Raw genomic sequence first — 16,389 nt, 5'->3', positions numbered from 1 at the left:
TCGCGCCACACTTACGGAGGGCGCGCTGCCCTGAGTCGCTTCGCTGCGCTCGCGATGACGGAGCGCGTGATGTCCGAAGGATCTGACCCGAGCCAACCTCAGTGGCCGGTCGCCGGCCGCGCCGCCGCGACGAGGTCGACCTCGACGCCGACGTCGAGCGCCACCCACTGGCCCGAGGCCCAGGCCCCCTGCCCGACGCCGAACTCGGTGCGGACGAGGCCGACGCGCCCCGCGGCGTGCGCCGCGCCACCCTCGAGGGTCAGGTGGAACGGCAGCGTCACCGGCCGGCTCGTGCCGCGGATCGTCAGTGTGCCGACGGCCGCGTAGTCGCCCTGCCCCTTGTCGACGAAGCGGGTCGCCTCGAAGCGCGCCTCGCTTCCCGCCTTGACGTCGAACCAGTCCTTCTGCGGCAGGGCCTCGTCGCGCTGGACGTCCCCGGTCCGCGCGCTGGCGAGGTCGACCAGCACGAGCGCGTGCCCCGCCTCGGGCTTGGCGGGGTCGAAATCGATGTCGGCCTTGAACCGCTCGAACCGCCCGGTGAACGGGACGCCGACCTGCACGCCGGAGAACCGGATCGCGCTCCTGGCCGGATCAACCGCCCACTCGGCGGCAGCGGCCGGCAGGGTGACGGCCTGGAGAGCCGCCAGCAGGCACAGGTAACGCGCGTTCATCGGGGCGGCTCCAAATTGGGGGCAGTCGACGCCCGGCGCCCCGGCAGCATGCGGCGCAGCACGTCGTCGCGGAGGAGGAGGTGGTGGCGCAGGGCCGCCGCCACGTGGACGGCGAGCAGGGCCGCCAGGAACCACGCCCCCAGGGCGTGGACCCGCTTCAGGACGGCCTCGGCGACGGCGGGGTCGGGGACGAGGGCCGCCAGCGGCAGGTGCGGCCAGGGAACGATCCCGTACAGCACCGTCGGGATGTTGAACGGCGACAGCGAGACCACGGCCCAGCCGGTCAGGGGCAGCCCGACGAGCAGCAGGTACAGCAGGTGATGGGCTGCCGCGGCCGCCCGGCGCTCCCGCGCCGGCATCCCGGCCGGGTGCGGCGGCGGCCGGTGGGTCAGGCGCCAGAGGACCCGCAGGGCCGTCAGCGCCAGCACGGTGATCCCGACCGACTTGTGCCACTGGTAGAGCTGGAACTGGCGCAGCGGTGCCAGGGCCGCGTGCGTCATCGTCAGGCCGAGGCCGATCAGGACGAGCACGCCCAGCGCGCTCGCCCAGTGCAGCAGGATCGCCACGGCGGAGTACCGCCGCGCGGAAACCCCTCGCGCCATGGCGGATCCTCCCAGGTCAGTCCTGCTTCTCGAAGGCGCCCGCGATGGTGAGGTGCAACTCGTCGCCGATCAGCGGCACGTAGGTCTTCACCCCGAACTCGGAGCGCTTGAGCGTGCCGGTGGCCTCGAAGCCGACCGTGTACTTCTTGCTCAGCGGGTTCACGCCGGCGCCGACCAGGGTGACGTCGAGGGTCACCGGCTTGGTCACGCCGTGGAGCGTCAGGTCGCCCGTCACCTTCGCGTGGTCCTTGCCGGCCGGCACGACCTTGGTGGACACGAAGGTCATGTCGGGGAACTTGGCGGCGTCGAGCCACTGGTCGCCCTTGAGCTCGTCGGTGAGCTTGGCGCTGGTCGTCGTCACCGAGGCGACCGGGATCTTCACCGAGAGCTTGGCGGCGGCCGGGTTCTTCGGCTGCAGCTCCAGCGTGCCGGACACGTCCGAGAAGCCGCCGGCGTAGTTCGAGAAGCCCATGTGGGAGACGCGCCAGCCGACCTGGGTGTGGCCGGGATCGACCGCGTAGGTGCCGGCCTGGATCTGCGCCGGGTCGCGGGTCGGTGGGGTCTGGGCCAGCGCGGGGGTGGCGACCGGGGCGGCGACCAGCAGGGCCAGCAGGCCGGAGGCGAGAATCGACTTCAAGGGTGTCTCCTGCAGAGCAGACGGCCGAGCGCGATTCGCTGCGCCGCAGCCGCCGTGTAGACCCGTTCACGGCACCGGTTGAGCCTGCTATCCGGAACCCCATGGTTGCGAGAACGGAAACCTTCCGGGGCGGGCTCGACGACGTGCGGGCCTTCTGCGCCGTCGTGGATCTCGGCACGGTGACGGCCGCGGCCGCGACGCTGCAGGAGACCAAGGGCAGCGTCAGCCGTCGGATCTCCCGCTTGGAGCGGGCTCTGGGCGTCCGGCTGATGGCCCGGACCTCTCGGGCGGTCTCGCCGACCGCCGAGGGCCTCGCCTTCTACGCCACGGCCCAGGAGAGCCTGACGCTCCTCGACGAGGCGACCGAGACCGCCCGCGACGCCCGCACGGTGCCGGCCGGGCACCTGCGGATCACGACCTCGATCGATTTCGGGATCGAGGTGATGCCCGAGATCGTCGCGAGCTTCCGGGCCGCCTACCCGCAGATCACCGTGGAGATGCTCAACACCGACGCGCGCCTCGACCTCGCGGCCAACCGGATCGACCTCGCCCTGCGGCTGGGCGGCGCGGAGGAGACCGGCTACCGCGCGATGGTCCTCGCGACCCTGGCGCTCGCCCTCTACGCCGCCCCCGCCTACCTGGAGCGCCGCCCGGCCCCGGCAAACCTCGCGGGCCTGCGCGACCACGACCTGATCCTCGCCCGGGAACGGATCGGCACGGCCGGGCTCACCCTCTCCGACGGGCAGGGCCGCACGGAGCCGCTCTCGCTGAGCCCGGCGATCCGGGTCAGCGACTTCGCGACCGCGCTCCGCCTCACCCTCGCGGGCGCCGGGATCGGCCATCTCCCGAGCCTCGTGGCCGCCCGGGCCGTGGAGGCCGGGCAGATCGTGCGCGTGCTCGGGCCCTGGGCGACCCGCAGCAGCACCTTGCGCGCCGTCACCCTGGCCGGGCGCGAGCTGCCGGCCCGCGTCCAGGTCTTCCGCGAGCATGTCCGGACCGTCCTGGCCTCGCGTGGATGCCCCCGCGACAGCGCGGGATCAGACGGCGAATACAGATAAATAGATTTCTTTATCTGTATATGCGCTCTACAGCGGCCCAACTCGATAAATTTTTACCGGATATCGTAGCGCCCGGTTGAGAGGCTGCGCGCATGCTGCGACGCGGCGGCAAGCTCGGCCGCACGGCCAGGGCCCCGAGGGTCCGGCCCGCAGCGCATCACGTCTGGATCTCGGTCATGTCCCTCCGCAGCCGGTGCCTGCGCGCCCTCGTGTTCGCCGGGATCCTGGCGCTGATCGGGACAACCATCGGTCTCGGGACGGCCTGGGCCTCGCTGCCGGCCACGACGCGGATCGTGCTGCAGAAGGCGGGCCGGTACATGCCGACCGACCTGTACCTGCGCCGCGGCGACACCATCGCCCTGCGCAACGGCGACGCGCGCCTGACCCACCACGCCTTCATCGAGGCGGACCGGTTCTCGTTCGACGCCGGCACTCAGGAGCCCGGCACCGAGACGCGATTGACCCTGGCCGAGCCGGGCGATTTCGTCATCCAGTGCGGCATTCATCCGAAGATGAAGCTCACCCTCCACGTCGAGTAGGCCTTCGGGAGCCCTTCAGCCGTCGCGGCCGAATCCGAGACCGCGGATGATGTCGCCGATGGGATCGATCTTCTGCGACGGTGCGGCCGCCGGCGCGGGCTGCGGCGCCGCGGCGGTGACGGTCGGCCGGTCGGATTCGGCGGTGCGGACGAGGGCGGCGTGGCGGAGGCGGGCCGCCCGGTGGACGCCGCGCTCCGTCCCCTTCGCGCGGTGCGCCGCGGTCCTGCGCGGCGGCCCGGCCGGGCGCGCCATCTCGGCGGGGAGTGGGGCAGCCGGCATCGCAGTGTCCGGGACCGTCGCCGCGACCCGCGGCGCCGGGGCGGCTGCCAGGGCACCCGTGGTCTCCGGCGCGGCGAGCTTGGCCGGCGGGTCGACCCAGGCGCTCCGCGTGACCGGTGCGGCGGCCGGCTTCGAGACCGGCGCGGCGTCCGTCACGGCAGGACGCGCGGGACGCGTCTGCACCTCGTAATTGCCCGGATGCAGAATATGCGCGGCCGCCACCAGCCCGAATACGGCAACGGCAGTCGTCCCAAGTGTGGAGCGATAGTGTTCCATGGCGGAAAAACGTACCGCCAAGCTCCGGGTTCCGCGCGGTCGAGACGTCGGGGCGCGGTCCGCGCGGCGGGTCGGCCGGCAGAAAGAAAAAAGGCCACTCCCGAAGGAGCGGCCCGAAGTCTAGGGAGGAAACGCCCAAGAAGGGCAGCGGGATCGCGACGCCATCGCCATCCCGCAGTGCAAAGATAGGATACCGCATTGCGGCATGCAATGGATCGGGCGCCGCGGAGGCATGCATATGTACCCGGGTCCGACCACACACCCATGCGAGTTCCGCATGGCGCCGCGCCGGCCCACGAGCGGGCCAGGATCACGGGACGCGATACCCTTCGGGCGGACCTGAAACCGGGTCCCGCGCGGCGGGTCTAGGCTCCGCCGGACCGGCCGTCCTGGCCGATCAGGCGCTCGACCTCGGCTTCCGCGACGGCGCGCGCCGCGTGCTCGGAGGTGTGCGGGCGGTACGACCCCCGGACCAGCTTGCCGCGGTCGCGGATCGCCCAGGTGAAGTGACCGGGATCATGCCGGCTCGGCCTGACCTCGACCGTGTAGAGATGCCCGCCCGTCGCACCCATGCCGGGAATGTGCGGAGGCGTCCGGCGCCGGGACAGGGGGTGCGACCGTGCGCGGCAGCCCCGTCCTCCGGACCGCCGCAGCCCGCGCTGAAGCCGCCCTAGCGTCCCGGCCGGCGCCGGCCCTGGGCCGGCCCGCGCGGTCTCGGGCCGCCCGCCGCCCGGTCGTCGCTCGGCCTCCCGTCGCTCTGACCCGACCCCTCGACCCGGCCCTCGGTCCGGGTCCCGAGCCAGACCACGTGCTTCGGGCCGCTGCCCCGGCCGCTCGCGTGGACGCGCTGCTCGTCGACCGCGAAGCCGGAGCGCTGCAGGCGGCTCTTGAACTTCCGGTCCGGGGCGCCCGACCAGACGCCCAGGATGCCGCCCGGCCGCAGGGCCCAGCGGGCGCGCTTCAGCCCCCAATTGTCGTAGAGCCGGTCGTTCGCCTTGCGCATCAGCCCCTCCGGGCCGTTGTCGACGTCGAGCAGGATCGCGTCGTAGCGCTCCGGTCCGGCCTGGATCAGGCGATTGACGTCGGCCTCCTGCAGGTCGACCCGCGGATCGTCCAGGCAGCCGGCGAAGATGTGGGCGAGCGGCCCCCGGGCCCAGGCGACCACGGCGGGCACCAGCTCGGCGACCACCACCTGCGCCTGCGGCCCGAGGCCCTCGAGCGCCGCCCGCAGGGTGAAGCCCATGCCGAGGCCGCCGATCAGGACCCGGGCGCGGGGCCGGTCCTGGAGCCGCGCGCAGGTCATCGCCGCGAGCGCCACCTCCGAGCCGCTGCGCCGGTTGTTCATCAGCTCGATCGTGTCGGCCATGATGGCAAACTCGTCGCCGCGCCGCATCAGGCGCAGGTCGGTGCCGCCGCCGGGCACGGATCCGGTATCGAGATGAACCCAGGGTATCACGCGCGCGTCCTCGTTTGCCGGCGCCCTGTCGTGCGGGCGGCGGAGGGATCGCGGCGGGAGCGGGGCGGTGCGCGGGCCCGGCCGTGCGCGCCGCGCACCCCCGCCCGGCACCGCGCCTTGCCGCGACCGATTCCGGCGGCGTATCAGCACCTATGGCCAAGCGCATCAAGTCGAGACCGCAGGAGCGGGGCTCCGTTCTGTTCGATATCGTCTTCGCGGACGGGTCCCGGGCCTCGAACCGGCGCGTGCCGGCCGAGATCCTCGGCGGCCTCGACGGCGACGAGCCCGCCCGGCAGCTCATCGCCGAGCAGGAGGAGGAGATCGCCCGCAAGGCCGGGCGGCCGGGGCGCGCGATCGAGAGCCTGACCCGCTCGCCGATCGTCAAGCCGAAGCCGGTCGCCTGACCGGCGGCCCGGTGCAGGCCGGAGCGGTCCGGAACGGCCGAGACCGGCCCTCAGGCGCTCTCGGCCAGCCGGCGCGCGACCTCCTCGCGCAGGGCCTCGTTCATCGCGGTGAAGCGGGCCTGCATGCGCGTCCGCAGCCACGGGAACAGGCCGGGGGCGAGCAGGCCCGCGACGGTCTCGGCCTGGACGAGGCGGACGCCGTCGGCGGTCTCGGTGATCCGGACCTCGTGCTCGCCGACGAGCAGGGGCGGGATTGGGAGGCCGCCGCGCCACGTGAGCCGCCGGCCGGGCTCCCAGCAGGTCACCGTCACCTGGCGCGCCCGGTAGGCGCGGCCGTTCAGGGTCCGCTCCAGGCGCCAGCGCGCGCCCTCGCGCAGGCGGCCCTCCGCCTTGCGGATGTACGGGTTCCAGGCCGGGTAGGAATCGAGGTCCGTCAGCACGGACCAGACCAGTCCGGCCCGCGCGGGGATCGCGATCTCCGTGCTGCTGATCCGAGCGCCCGTCATCCGTCCCTCCCGGCGATCCGGCGACCGTTCGCGCCGGCCGCTCCCGCTTTCCGAGAACGCGCACCGCCCGCTCCGCGGTCCAGACCGCGGCGCAGACCGCGGTTCAGCCGGCGAATCCAGCGCGCGGCTCAGACCGCGCCCTCGACCACCTCCAGCGCCCGCAGGATGGCGAAGCCGATCCGCTCGGCCTCGGCCTCCGCGTCGGCGGGGAGCAGCGCCACGGTCTCGACCCCCGGCTCGTCCTCGGGCCCGACCACGATGCGGATGACGTCGCCCTCGACCGCCGACGGGTCGTGGATCAGGCCGACCCGGTGGCCGGCCCCCGTGCCGAAGACGCGCAGGGGCGCCTGGGCCGGATCGGGCTCCGGCGCCGGGTTGCGGGGGACGCCGAAGGCGGGGCGGATGACGTTGTCGTCGGACATGCGGGAACCCGGTCTCCGTTCGTGCGCGGCCGGCGGCGCGGCTCATTCCGGCCCGGTTCGGGGGCCGACGAGGCCCGCCGTCGCCAGCACGGCGTCGGCCAGAACCTCCAGGCCGGCCCCGGCCCAGGCCGGCGTGATGCTCTCGGCCTCGTTGTGGCTGATCCCGCCGTGGCAGGGGCAGAACACCAGGGCCGCCGGCACCGCGCGGGCGCAGTAGACGGCGTCGTGGTAGATCGCGGTCGGCATCCGCGTCCAGGCATGGCCCCGCGCCTCGGCCGCCGCCTGGACGCGGTCCACCAGGACCGGGTCGAACGGGGTCGGGGGCGCGCGCCAGAACTCGGCGACCTGGACGGTGACGCCGCGCGCCGCCGCCAGGGCATCGGCCCGGGCCCGGATCCGCGCCCCCATCGCCTCCAGCTGCGCGGTGTCGCCGTGGCGGGTGTCGAGGCTGAACCAGACCCGGCCGGGCGTGATGTTGCGGCTCGCCGGCTCCGCCCGCAGCACGCCGACGGTGGCGCGGCCGCGCTCCCCGCCGGCGCCGACCGCCGCCTCCGCGATGCCCTCGAGCGACGCGATCAGCGCCGCCGCGGCCATCATCGCGTCGCGCCGGCCCGCCATGGGGCTGCCGGCATGGGCCTCCTCGCCCAGCACGGTGATCTCGTACCAGATCTGGGCGAGGGCCCGGTCGACCACCCCGACGGTGAGCCCGGCCTCCTCCAGGCGCTTGCCCTGCTCAATGTGAAGCTCGAAATAGGCGCCGATCTCCCGCAGGGCGGCCGGGTCCGCCGTCCCCTGCCAGCCGATGCGCCGCAGCTCGTCGCCGAAGGCGTGGCCCGCGAGGTCCCGGGTCGCCAGGATGTCGGCCTCCGGGACGATGCCCATGGCGACGCCGCTGCCGCTCATCGGTGGCGCGAAGCGCGCGCCCTCCTCGTTGCACCAGTTGATCAGCAGGAGCGGGGCCTCGGTCTCGATCCCGGCCTCCTGCAGGGCGCGCATGATCTCCAGCCCGGCGAGGACGCCCAGCGGCCCGTCGAACTTGCCCCCGGTGGGCTGGGTGTCGAGGTGGCTGCCGACGGCGACCGGCTTCCGGCCCGGATCGCGCCCGGGCCGGTGGAAGACCATGGTGCCGACCCGGTCCACGGTGAGCGTCAGCCCCGCCGCCTCGCCCCAGCGCTGGAACAGGGCGCGCCCCTCGGCGTCGCGGTCGGTCAGGGCCTGCCGGTCGTTGCCGCCGTTGGGCAGCGCGCCGATCCGGGCGAGCTCCATCAGGCTGTCCCAGAGCCGCTCCCGCGAGAGCGGGAGGTTGGTGCGGTTCACCGTGCGGTCCATGGCGTCTCTGCTGCTGGCCTCCCGGCGGGATGCCTACCGGAAGGTGCAGGTTACGGCGCAGCGGCAACCCGCACCAGGGCGGGCCCGGCGCGAGCCACGGGCTTCGCGGGCCGGCGGCGCCCGATGGCGCCCGACGGTGGAGCGATCCACGGGCCGAAGTGCGGATTTCCGCCGGATCGCGGCGTCTACCGATCATTTGTGATCGAACTGTCCGCGCGGCGGCGCTGTGAATCCGGTCTTTGCGCCGCACCGGAGCGGCCCTGCATTGTCGAGAACGGGATTGTCCGGAACCGAAGTCTTGATCATCCGCAATGCAACCCGGTGGCGGGGGGCCGCGACGCCGTGTCAAAAGCCGTTCGCGCAGCCGATACTGGACTTCGGGCTCGCGGACAGCATGTGTTGCGGATCAGTCTGTCCGCCATCGTACAATCGTCGATTGTAGCCAGTTCGGAGGGGATTCCATGGTGCTGGCTTCCACGACAGCCTCGGCCCTGCAGGCCGCCGGATTCATCGGGATCTGGGACACGGACGTCCGAGCCGGCCGGTCGATGCTGGATTCGGGCGCGGCCTCGCTGATGGCGGGGGATCCGGGGCTCGCCGGGACGCCGCTGCCGCTGGACACGGCCCTCGGCCGGATCCACCCGGCCGACCGGGACTGGGTGTTCGGCCGGATCCGCCACGTCCGCCAGACCGGCGGCCCGGTCTCCCTCGAGTTCCGCGTCGTGACCGGGGCGGGCGAGATCCGCTGGATCCTCAACCGCGGCTGCCTGACGCCCGATTCGGACGGCCTGCTTCGCGGGCGCGGCGCCTACATCGACGTCACGGACCTCCACCGGCACGGGATCCAGTCCGGGGCCATGAACGGAGCCGTGAACAGCCCTATGAACGGCGTCACGCACGGCACCACCGACGGGGCGGACCTGAACACCGCGGCCGACCACGGCATCCAGATCCACGCGGCGCTGGAGCGCCACGGCGACCCCTATCTCCGCTCGGTCTCGGGGATGCTGCTCCACGGGATCGGCCGCGCGCTGGCGCGGCGCGACCCCTGACGCGCGCCCCGGGAAGAGGCCCTGGGAAGAGCTCCCGGGAATAGCCCCGGCGGCTCAGGTCCGCCAGGGATGGGCCGGCAGCTCGGTCCGGCCGATGGCCTTGGCGCCGGCCTCCGCGACGGTGTGGTCGTTCTCGACCGTCGAGCCGCTGACCCCGATGGCGCCCGACATGACGCCGTCGGCGTCGACGATCGGGATCCCGCCCGGGAAGGTGATCAGCCCGTCGTTGGAGTGCTCGATCCCGTAGAGCGGCCCGCCCGGCTGCGACAGCTGGCCGATCTGGCCGGTCATCATGCCGAAGAACACCGAGGTCTTGGCCTTCTTTTGGGCGATGTCGATCGACCCGACCCAGGCATCGTCCATGCGGTGGAACGCCTTGAGATTCCCGCCGGAATCGACCACCGCGATGCACATCTGGGTGCCGAGCTCCACGGCCTTGGCGCGGGCGGCCGCGATCGCCTTCTCGGCCTGCTCGATCGTCACGTGCATGGGTCACTCCCCTTCGCGTTGTTGGCGCGACAGCCTGTGACGGTTTGAAGCGGTCGATGCAAGATCAACCGCAGATCGGCATCACGCTCGACTGGCGCGCTCGGGCCTTTGCTCAGGCCTCACGTTCCCGGGCGGCGCGGATCCGCTCCAAGAGGTCGGTCGCGAGCGCCGCGCAGGCGGCGGAATCCGGGCAGGGCCGCTTCCACACCACCCGCCCGTCGCGGAGCACGATCCCCGCCTCGGCGGCCATCGCGGTCAGCGGCCGGTCGGGCCGCAGGTCGGCCGCGACGCCCTGCGGCCCGCCCCGGAGCCGGGCGACGCCCAGCGCGCAGCAGGACGCGCGCAGCCGCGCGAGGTCGAACAGGGCGAGCACCGGCGCGGGGGCCGCGCCGAACCGGTCCTCGACCTCGCCGGCGAGCGCCTCGATCGCCTCGGGCTCGCGGAGGCGCAGCAGGCGCGTGTAGAGGCTGAGGCGGATCTCCGGCTCGGGGACGTAGTCTTCGGGGATCCGGCTCGGCAGGCCGAGCTCGATCTCGGGGCTCCAGTCCTCGGCGCGCTCGCCCTTGGCGGCGGTGAGCGCCAGCTGCAGCAGGTGCTGGTAGAGGCCGAGCCCGACGAGCTTGGCGTGCCCCGCCTGATCCTCGCCGACGAGGTCGCCGGCGCCGCGCAGGTCGAGGTCCCGGGCGCTGACCGCGAAGCCGGCGCCGAGGCGGTCGAGGGCCTCCAGGGCGCGCAGGCGCTGCAGCGCCGCCGCTGGCGGGGGCGCGGCCGGGTCGCTGAGCAGGTGGACGGTGCCGCGGCGCTGGCCGCGGCCGACGCGGCCCCGGAGCTGGTGGAGCTGTGCCAGCCCGAACCGGGCGGCCTCCCAGACCAGCATGGTGTTGGCCCGCGGCACGTCGAGGCCGCTCTCAACGATGGCGGTGGCGAGCAGGACGTCGCCGTCGCCCTCCGCGAACCGGACCATGACCTCGTCCATGGCGGAGGGCTTGAGGTCCCCGTGCGCCACCAGGATGTCGAGGCCCGGCACGAGGGCGCGCAGGCGCTCGGCCATGGGGCCGATGTCCTCGATCCGCGGGCAGACCACGAAGCTCTGGCCGCCCCGGCGGTGCTCGCGGACGAGGGCCTCGCGGACCGCCTCGGCGTCGAAGGGCGCGACCACGGTCCGGACCGGCTGGCGCAGAGCCGGCGGCGTAGCCAGCACGCTGAGACTCTGGAGGCCGACGAGCGCCGCCTGGAGGGTGCGGGGGATCGGCGTCGCGGTGAGCGTCAGCACGTGGCCGCCATCCGCGAGGCGGCGCAGGTCGGCCTTCATCTTCGCGCCGAAGCGCTGCTCCTCGTCGATCACGGTCAGGCCGAGATCCGCGAACGCCACCCCGCTGCCGGCGAGCGCGTGGGTGCCGACCACCAGCCGGATCGAGCCGTCGGCGAGCCCCGCCCTGACGCGCTTGGCCTCGGCCGGCGCCACGAGGCGCGAGAGCTGCGCCACCTCGACGCCGAACCGCCCGAAGCGGCGGCGCAGGGTCTCGGCGTGCTGGCGCGCCAGCACGGTGGTCGGGGCGATCAGCGCCGCCTGACGCCCGGAGAAGATCGCGGCCGCGAGCGCCCGGAGCGCCACCTCGGTCTTGCCGAAGCCGACATCGCCGCAGACCAGACGGTCCATCGGCCGGCCCGAGGCGAGGTCGGCCATCAGCGCGTCGACCGCCGCCCCCTGGTCGGGGGTCGGCGCGAAGCCGAAGCCGGCGGCGAACCGCTCCATCTCGCGGGCCGGCGGCGCCAGGACCGGCGCCTCGGTCTCCCGGCGGGCCCGGGCGGCCTCCAGCATCAGGCGGGCGGTCCGCGCCATGGTGGCCTCGGCCTCCAGGCGGCGCCGCGGCCACGTGCCGCCGTCGAGCTTGTCCAGGGTGACGGCGGCGGGCTCCGACCCGTAGCGCCAGATCCGGTCGGCCTGCGTGACCGGCACCATCAGGATCGCGTCGCCGGCGAAGCGCAGGCGCAGGGCCTCGGAGGGCTCCCCGTCCTGCGCGGCACCCGGCGCGGAGACCGGCTCCAGCCCCTCGAACACGCACAGGCCGTGGTCCCGGTCGACCGCCACGTCGCCGGGGCGCAGATCGACCTCGCCCATCGGCAGGATCGCACGGGCGGCCCCGGTCACGGCGGCCTCCGGGCCGAACAGGTCGGCCGCCGCGATCACGGTGGCGCCCTGCTCGGGCACCCGGAAGCCGGCCGCCAGCGGGGCCTCCAGGGCGAGGACGTCGCCGGGCGCCGCCTCGGCGACGTCGGCCCAGGCGTCGATCAGGCGGATCGGGCGCTCGGCGATCTTGCCCGCCTGGCGCACGAGGCGTCGGAGCGGCCGGACCGAGCCGGCGAGCACGACGACGTCGCCGGCCTTCAGACGGGCGCGCAGGACCTTGGCGAAGGCCGTGCCGGGCCGGCGCTCCCCGGCGAAGCGCGGCATGGCGCGGGGTTCGCCGGCCGCCTCGGTGGCGGCGAGCCGGCCGCGATCCGCCACGACGGCGCGCCACGCCTCCGGCGTCAGGTAGAGGCCGGTGCCGGGCCCCGCCGGCGCGTCGCGGGTCTTCAGCCGGCCCCGGGCCTCGTCCATCTGCTCGAAGAAGGCGTCGATCCGGGCCTGCGTGCCGTCCTCGACCGCGAGGCGCGCCTCGGGCACGTAGTCGAGGAGCGTGACGAGGCGCGGGTAGTAGCGGTCCAGGCGGTGCTCCTGGCCGGTGAACGGCTCGAAGCTCTGGCCGGAGCCGGGCTCCAGGACGATCTCGGTGGCCGGGTCGATGACGAGTTCGTCGGCCTCCGCCACCGAGCGCTGCGAGATCGGGTCGTAGGAGCGGATCGCGGTGACGCGGCCCGCCGCGTGCTCGATCCGGCAGGGAAGCGGCGCGGCGGCGGGGAACACCTCCACGGTGCGCCCGCGGACGGCGATCTCGCCGGGCTCGTCGACCCGCTCGTCGAGGATGTAGCCGAGGCGCTTGAGGTCGGCGGTCGCGGCCGCGACGTCGAGGGGATCGCCGACCCGGAGCGTCACGCGGGCCGAGGCCCAGGTTTCCGGCGGCGGCACGCGCTGCACGAGGGCGGGGGCGGTCGTCAGCACGAAGTCCGGCAGCGCGTCCCGGTCGGTCAGCCAGCGCATCACGGCGGCCCGGGCGCCCATCGTGGCCCGAGACGGCGAGGCGTGATCGAAGGGCAGGCAGTCCCACTCGGGATAGACCGCGACCCGCGCGTCGGGATCGAGCGCCCGCAGGGTCGCGGCGAGGTCCTCGAGGCGGCGGGCGTCCCGGGCGACGTGCACCACCGGCCCGGGCCCCTCGGCGAAGGCCAGGAGCGCCACCGCCAGGGCGCCGGTGGGCATCAGCGGCGCGTCCTCCAGCCCCTGTCGGGCGCCCGCCTTCGTCCTGCGCTTGGCCATGCCTGATCCGAACCCATCCCTCGTGAGCCGGCAACGCCGCACCGGCCCCGCGGGCTCCCGGCCGCGGCGATCCGATCCACAGCCGCCGCGCGGGGCCCGCCCGAGCACTTCGCGGGGCCCGCGACGGGCGAGGCAGGAAGAGATCCCGGCGGGCGCCCGAAGCCCTGTCGGCCGGACCAGCAAGACTTGAACGGCGCGCGTGAAATCGCACCCCCACCGATGATCCGGCGGGACTGTCTAGTATTGAACGATCGCGGAATGCTTGCCCTGGTCCCGCCGCCGGACGCGCGATGCAGAGTTTCACTAGGGAGAAGCGAAAGCTTGAGCTATGACGGCTCCGTGTCGCCGAACGAGACAGTATCCCGACCGTCGGGTTTCGAGCCCCAGCATCCCCAGCGGCTCGCCGCCCTGCGCGCCTACGCGATCCTCGACACGCCGCCCGAGCGCGCGTTCGACGAGATCGCCGAGATGGCCGCCCAGGCCTGCGGCACGCCGATGGCCCACATCAACTTCGTCGACGCCGACCGGCAGTGGATCAAGGCCGCGTTCGGCCACGCCGCGCGGGCGATGCCGCTCGCGTTCGGCTTCTGCACCGAGGCCATGCGCGCGGACGGCGCCCTCGTGCTGCCCGACCTGACCGCGGAGCCGGAGAGCGCCGCCAACCCCCTCGTGACCGGCGACCCGCACCTGCGCTTCTACGCCGGCGTGCCCCTGGTGACGCCGGACGGCTGGGCCATCGGGACGCTCTGCGTCCTCGACCGCGTCCCGCGCACGCTGACCGACCAGCAGCTCTTCATCCTGAAGGCGCTCGCCCGGACGGTGATGACGCAGCTGGAATCCCGGAACGCCGAGGCGGCCCTGCGCCGGAACGAGGAGCGCTACCGCTCGCTGTTCACCTTCATCGATGCCGGCTTCTGCCTGATCGAGGTGGAGTTCGCCGACGGCGACCGGCCCGTCGACTACCGCTTCCTGGAGGTCAACCCCGCCTTCGAGCGGCAGACCGGCCTGCGGGCCCCGGTGGGCCGCCGGATGCGGGACCTCGCCCCCGACCTCGAGCAGCACTGGTTCGACCTCTACGGCCGGGTCGCCCTGACCGGCGAGCCGGTCCGATTCGAGCAGGCCGCCGCGGCGCTGGGCCGCTGGTACGACGTGCACGCCTACCGGGTGGACGGGCCGGCGCGGAACCGCGTCGCGATCCTGTTCAACGACATCACCGAGCGCCGCCGGAGCGAGAACGCGCTCCGGGCCCGGGAGGCGGAACTCCGGCTGGTCGCGGACGCGATGCCGGTCCTGATCGCCTTCATCGACCGCGACCTGACCTACCGGTTCGCGAACGCCGCCTACGAGACCTGGACCGGCCAGGCGCCCGACGCCGTCGTCGGGCGGACCGTCGGCGACCTCCTCGGCCCCGGCGCGTTCGAGGCCCGGCGCGCCGGCATCGAGCGGGCGCTCGCCGGTCAGGAGGTCCGCGAGGAATGGGCCTGGACCTTCCCGAACGGCCAGGCCCGGATCGCCGACACCCGCTACCTCCCGCGCCGCGGCCCGGACGGACGCGTCGACGGGTTCTACGTCTTCGCCCACGACGTCTCCGAGCGGAAGCGGAACGAGGTCCTGCTCCAGTCCCGGGCGGAGCACCTGGAGGCGCAGGTCGCCGCCCAGACCCGCGACCGCGACCGGGTCTGGACGCTGTCGCCGGTGCTGAAGCTCGTCTCGGACCGGACCGGGCGGGTCCAGTCGGTGAACCCCTCGTGGAGCCGGGCGCTGGGCTGGTCGGAGGCCGAGACGGTCGGCCGGCCGGCCCTGGACTTCCTCGCCCCCACCGAGCGCGCGGCGGCCGAGGCGGCGCTGCGCCCGCTCTGCGCGGACAGCCGGGTCGAGGATATCGAACTGGCCTGCCTGACCCGCGCCGGCGACCGGCGGCGGGTGCTCTGGACCGTCGTTCCGGAGGACGGGCTGTTCTACGGCTTCGGGCGCGACATCACCGAGCAGCGCCAGGCCGAGGAGGCGCTGCGCCAGTCGCAGAAGCTCGAGGCCATCGGCCAGCTCACCGGCGGGGTGGCGCACGACTTCAACAACCTCCTGACCATCATCCGGTCGTCCGTGGAGTTCCTGCGCCGGCCGGACCTGGCCGAGACGCGCCGGCGCCGCTACCTCGACGCCGTCTCCGACACCGTCGACCGGGCGGCCAGGCTCACCGGCCAGCTCCTCGCCTTCGCCCGGCGCCAGGCGCTGAAACCCCAGGTGTTCGACATCGGCGCGCGCCTGCGCAGCATCGCCGACATGCTCGATTCGGTCACCGGCGCGCGCATCCGCGTGGCCATCGACCTGCCGGCGACGCCCCGCTACGTGCGCGCCGACCAGAGCCAGTTCGAGACCGCGCTGATCAACATGGCTGTCAACGCCCGCGACGCCATGGACGGGGAAGGCAACCTGACCCTGCGGCTGGAGGGCGATAGCCCAATGCCGCCGATCCGCGGGCATGCCGGCGCGAAGGGACCGTTCGTGGCCGTGCGGGTCTCCGATACCGGCGCCGGCATCCCGGACGCGGATCTGGGACGGATCTTCGAGCCGTTCTTCACCACCAAGGAGGTCGGCAAGGGCACCGGCCTCGGCCTCAGCCAGGTCATCGGCTTCGCCAAGCAGTCGGGCGGCGACATCGACGTGGCGAGCGCGCTCGGCCACGGCACGACCTTCTCGCTCTACCTGCCGCAGGTCGCCGCGCCCGCCGTGTCCGAGGCCGACCGCGAGGTCCGCCCGGAGGCGGAGCCGCGGCGGGGCCTGTGCATCCTCGTCGTGGAGGACAATCTCGGGGTCGGGCGCTTCTGCACCCAGATCCTGGAGGATCTGGGCCACGCGCCGGTCTGGGCGAAATCCGCCGAGGAGGCGCTGGCCGAACTCGACCGGGCGCCGGACCAGTTCGACGCGGTCTTCTCCGACGTGGTCATGCCGGGGATGGGCGGCTTCGCCCTCGCCCGGCAGCTCCGGACCCGCCGCCCCGACCTGCCGGTGGTGCTGACCTCGGGCTACAGCCACGTCCTGGCCGAGGACGACGCCCACGGTTTCGCCCTCCTGCGCAAGCCCTACTCGGCCGAGCAGCTCGCCCAGGTCCTCTCCGAGGCGGCGCGGCGGGGCGGGCAGCCGGACGCCCGCGCACGGCCGGAACCCGCTTCCGATTAACAGTCTTCGCCAGAATTCATCGGCGCATCATCCGGAAATCTTCCCGCAGACGAGATCCGGATGTAGTCTATCCC

Annotated in this window: 16 protein-coding genes; 5 read left to right on the top strand and 11 right to left on the bottom strand. The window is 73.9% G+C overall.

Annotated features, from left to right (window positions below; genetic code table 11):
• Positions 1-98: 98 nt before the first annotated feature.
• Genes BLW78_RS17305 through BLW78_RS17295 form a run of 3 tightly spaced genes read right to left on the bottom strand, consistent with a single transcriptional unit; the run spans position 99 to position 1,910 of the window.
• On the bottom strand, positions 99-671 hold the full coding sequence (locus tag BLW78_RS17305) for a YceI family protein (RefSeq protein ID WP_091681036.1): 573 nt from the start codon (positions 669-671) through the stop codon (positions 99-101).
• The gene (locus BLW78_RS17300) at positions 668-1,273 is read right to left on the bottom strand and encodes a cytochrome b (protein WP_091681034.1); all 606 of its coding nucleotides are present in this window, start codon (positions 1,271-1,273) and stop codon (positions 668-670) included. The genes BLW78_RS17305 and BLW78_RS17300 overlap by 4 nt, the downstream gene beginning before the upstream one ends.
• Before the next feature lie 16 nt (positions 1,274-1,289).
• Entirely contained in the window at positions 1,290-1,910 is a 621-nt protein-coding gene (locus tag BLW78_RS17295) for a YceI family protein (protein WP_020093950.1), read from the bottom strand.
• 101 nt (positions 1,911-2,011) lie between these two features.
• Between BLW78_RS17295 and BLW78_RS17290 the strand changes: the two genes are divergently transcribed.
• Positions 2,012-2,968, top strand: coding sequence for a LysR family transcriptional regulator (locus BLW78_RS17290; protein WP_091681032.1), 957 nt, complete (start codon positions 2,012-2,014; stop codon positions 2,966-2,968).
• Between the two features lie 176 nt (positions 2,969-3,144).
• Positions 3,145-3,507, top strand: coding sequence for a cupredoxin domain-containing protein (locus BLW78_RS17285; RefSeq protein ID WP_091681069.1), 363 nt, complete (start codon positions 3,145-3,147; stop codon positions 3,505-3,507).
• 15 nt (positions 3,508-3,522) lie between these two features.
• Here the strand turns inward: BLW78_RS17285 and BLW78_RS17280 are convergent, their stop codons facing one another.
• From BLW78_RS17280 to BLW78_RS17270, 3 genes are all read right to left on the bottom strand, one after another.
• Positions 3,523-3,942 carry a hypothetical protein gene (locus tag BLW78_RS17280; RefSeq protein WP_244526969.1) on the bottom strand — a complete coding sequence of 140 codons (420 nt, stop codon included), beginning with the start codon at positions 3,940-3,942 and terminating at the stop codon, positions 3,523-3,525.
• Positions 3,943-4,427: 485 nt separating this feature from the next.
• Complete coding sequence (locus BLW78_RS17275) at positions 4,428-4,634, bottom strand: hypothetical protein (protein ID WP_042670101.1); 207 nt, start codon at positions 4,632-4,634, stop codon at positions 4,428-4,430.
• Between the two features lie 98 nt (positions 4,635-4,732).
• Positions 4,733-5,518 (bottom strand): spermidine synthase, encoded by a 786-nt coding sequence (locus BLW78_RS17270; protein WP_091681030.1) that lies wholly within the window; start codon positions 5,516-5,518, stop codon positions 4,733-4,735.
• 152 nt (positions 5,519-5,670) lie between these two features.
• On the opposite strand from BLW78_RS17270, the gene BLW78_RS17265 reads away from it, so the two are divergent.
• Positions 5,671-5,922, top strand: coding sequence for a hypothetical protein (locus BLW78_RS17265; RefSeq protein WP_020093955.1), 252 nt, complete (start codon positions 5,671-5,673; stop codon positions 5,920-5,922).
• 50 nt (positions 5,923-5,972) lie between these two features.
• On the opposite strand, the gene BLW78_RS17260 is transcribed toward BLW78_RS17265, so the two are convergent.
• The 3 genes from BLW78_RS17260 to BLW78_RS17250 all read right to left on the bottom strand — a co-directional run bounded on the left by BLW78_RS17260 (position 5,973) and on the right by BLW78_RS17250 (position 8,179).
• Positions 5,973-6,428, bottom strand: coding sequence for an SRPBCC domain-containing protein (locus BLW78_RS17260; RefSeq protein WP_091681028.1), 456 nt, complete (start codon positions 6,426-6,428; stop codon positions 5,973-5,975).
• Positions 6,429-6,556: 128 nt separating this feature from the next.
• Entirely contained in the window at positions 6,557-6,850 is a 294-nt protein-coding gene (locus BLW78_RS17255) for a hypothetical protein (RefSeq protein WP_020093957.1), read from the bottom strand.
• Between the two features lie 42 nt (positions 6,851-6,892).
• Positions 6,893-8,179, bottom strand: coding sequence for an allantoate amidohydrolase (locus tag BLW78_RS17250; RefSeq protein WP_091681026.1), 1,287 nt, complete (start codon positions 8,177-8,179; stop codon positions 6,893-6,895).
• A gap of 461 nt (positions 8,180-8,640) precedes the next feature.
• On the opposite strand from BLW78_RS17250, the gene BLW78_RS17245 reads away from it, so the two are divergent.
• Positions 8,641-9,231, top strand: a complete 591-nt coding sequence (locus BLW78_RS17245) for a PAS domain-containing protein (protein WP_091681025.1) — start codon at positions 8,641-8,643, stop codon at positions 9,229-9,231.
• A 54-nt stretch (positions 9,232-9,285) separates the two neighbouring features.
• Here BLW78_RS17245 and BLW78_RS17240 read toward each other — a convergent pair whose 3' ends face one another.
• Together BLW78_RS17240 and BLW78_RS17235 are read right to left on the bottom strand one after the other, a co-directional pair.
• Entirely contained in the window at positions 9,286-9,720 is a 435-nt protein-coding gene (locus tag BLW78_RS17240) for a GlcG/HbpS family heme-binding protein (RefSeq protein WP_020093960.1), read from the bottom strand.
• 112 nt (positions 9,721-9,832) lie between these two features.
• Entirely contained in the window at positions 9,833-13,138 is a 3,306-nt protein-coding gene (locus tag BLW78_RS17235; RefSeq protein WP_091681023.1) for a DEAD/DEAH box helicase, read from the bottom strand.
• A gap of 321 nt (positions 13,139-13,459) precedes the next feature.
• Here BLW78_RS17235 and BLW78_RS17230 point away from each other — a divergent pair, with 321 nt between their 5' ends.
• A complete protein-coding gene (locus tag BLW78_RS17230) occupies positions 13,460-16,315 on the top strand; it encodes a PAS domain-containing protein (protein ID WP_091681022.1) in 2,856 nt (951 codons plus the stop codon).
• Positions 16,316-16,389 lie beyond the last annotated feature (74 nt).

This window comes from Methylobacterium sp. 275MFSha3.1 (assembly GCF_900108435.1).
GTDB lineage: Bacteria > Pseudomonadota > Alphaproteobacteria > Rhizobiales > Beijerinckiaceae > Methylobacterium.
This window is presented reverse-complemented; position numbering and strand designations above follow the sequence as displayed.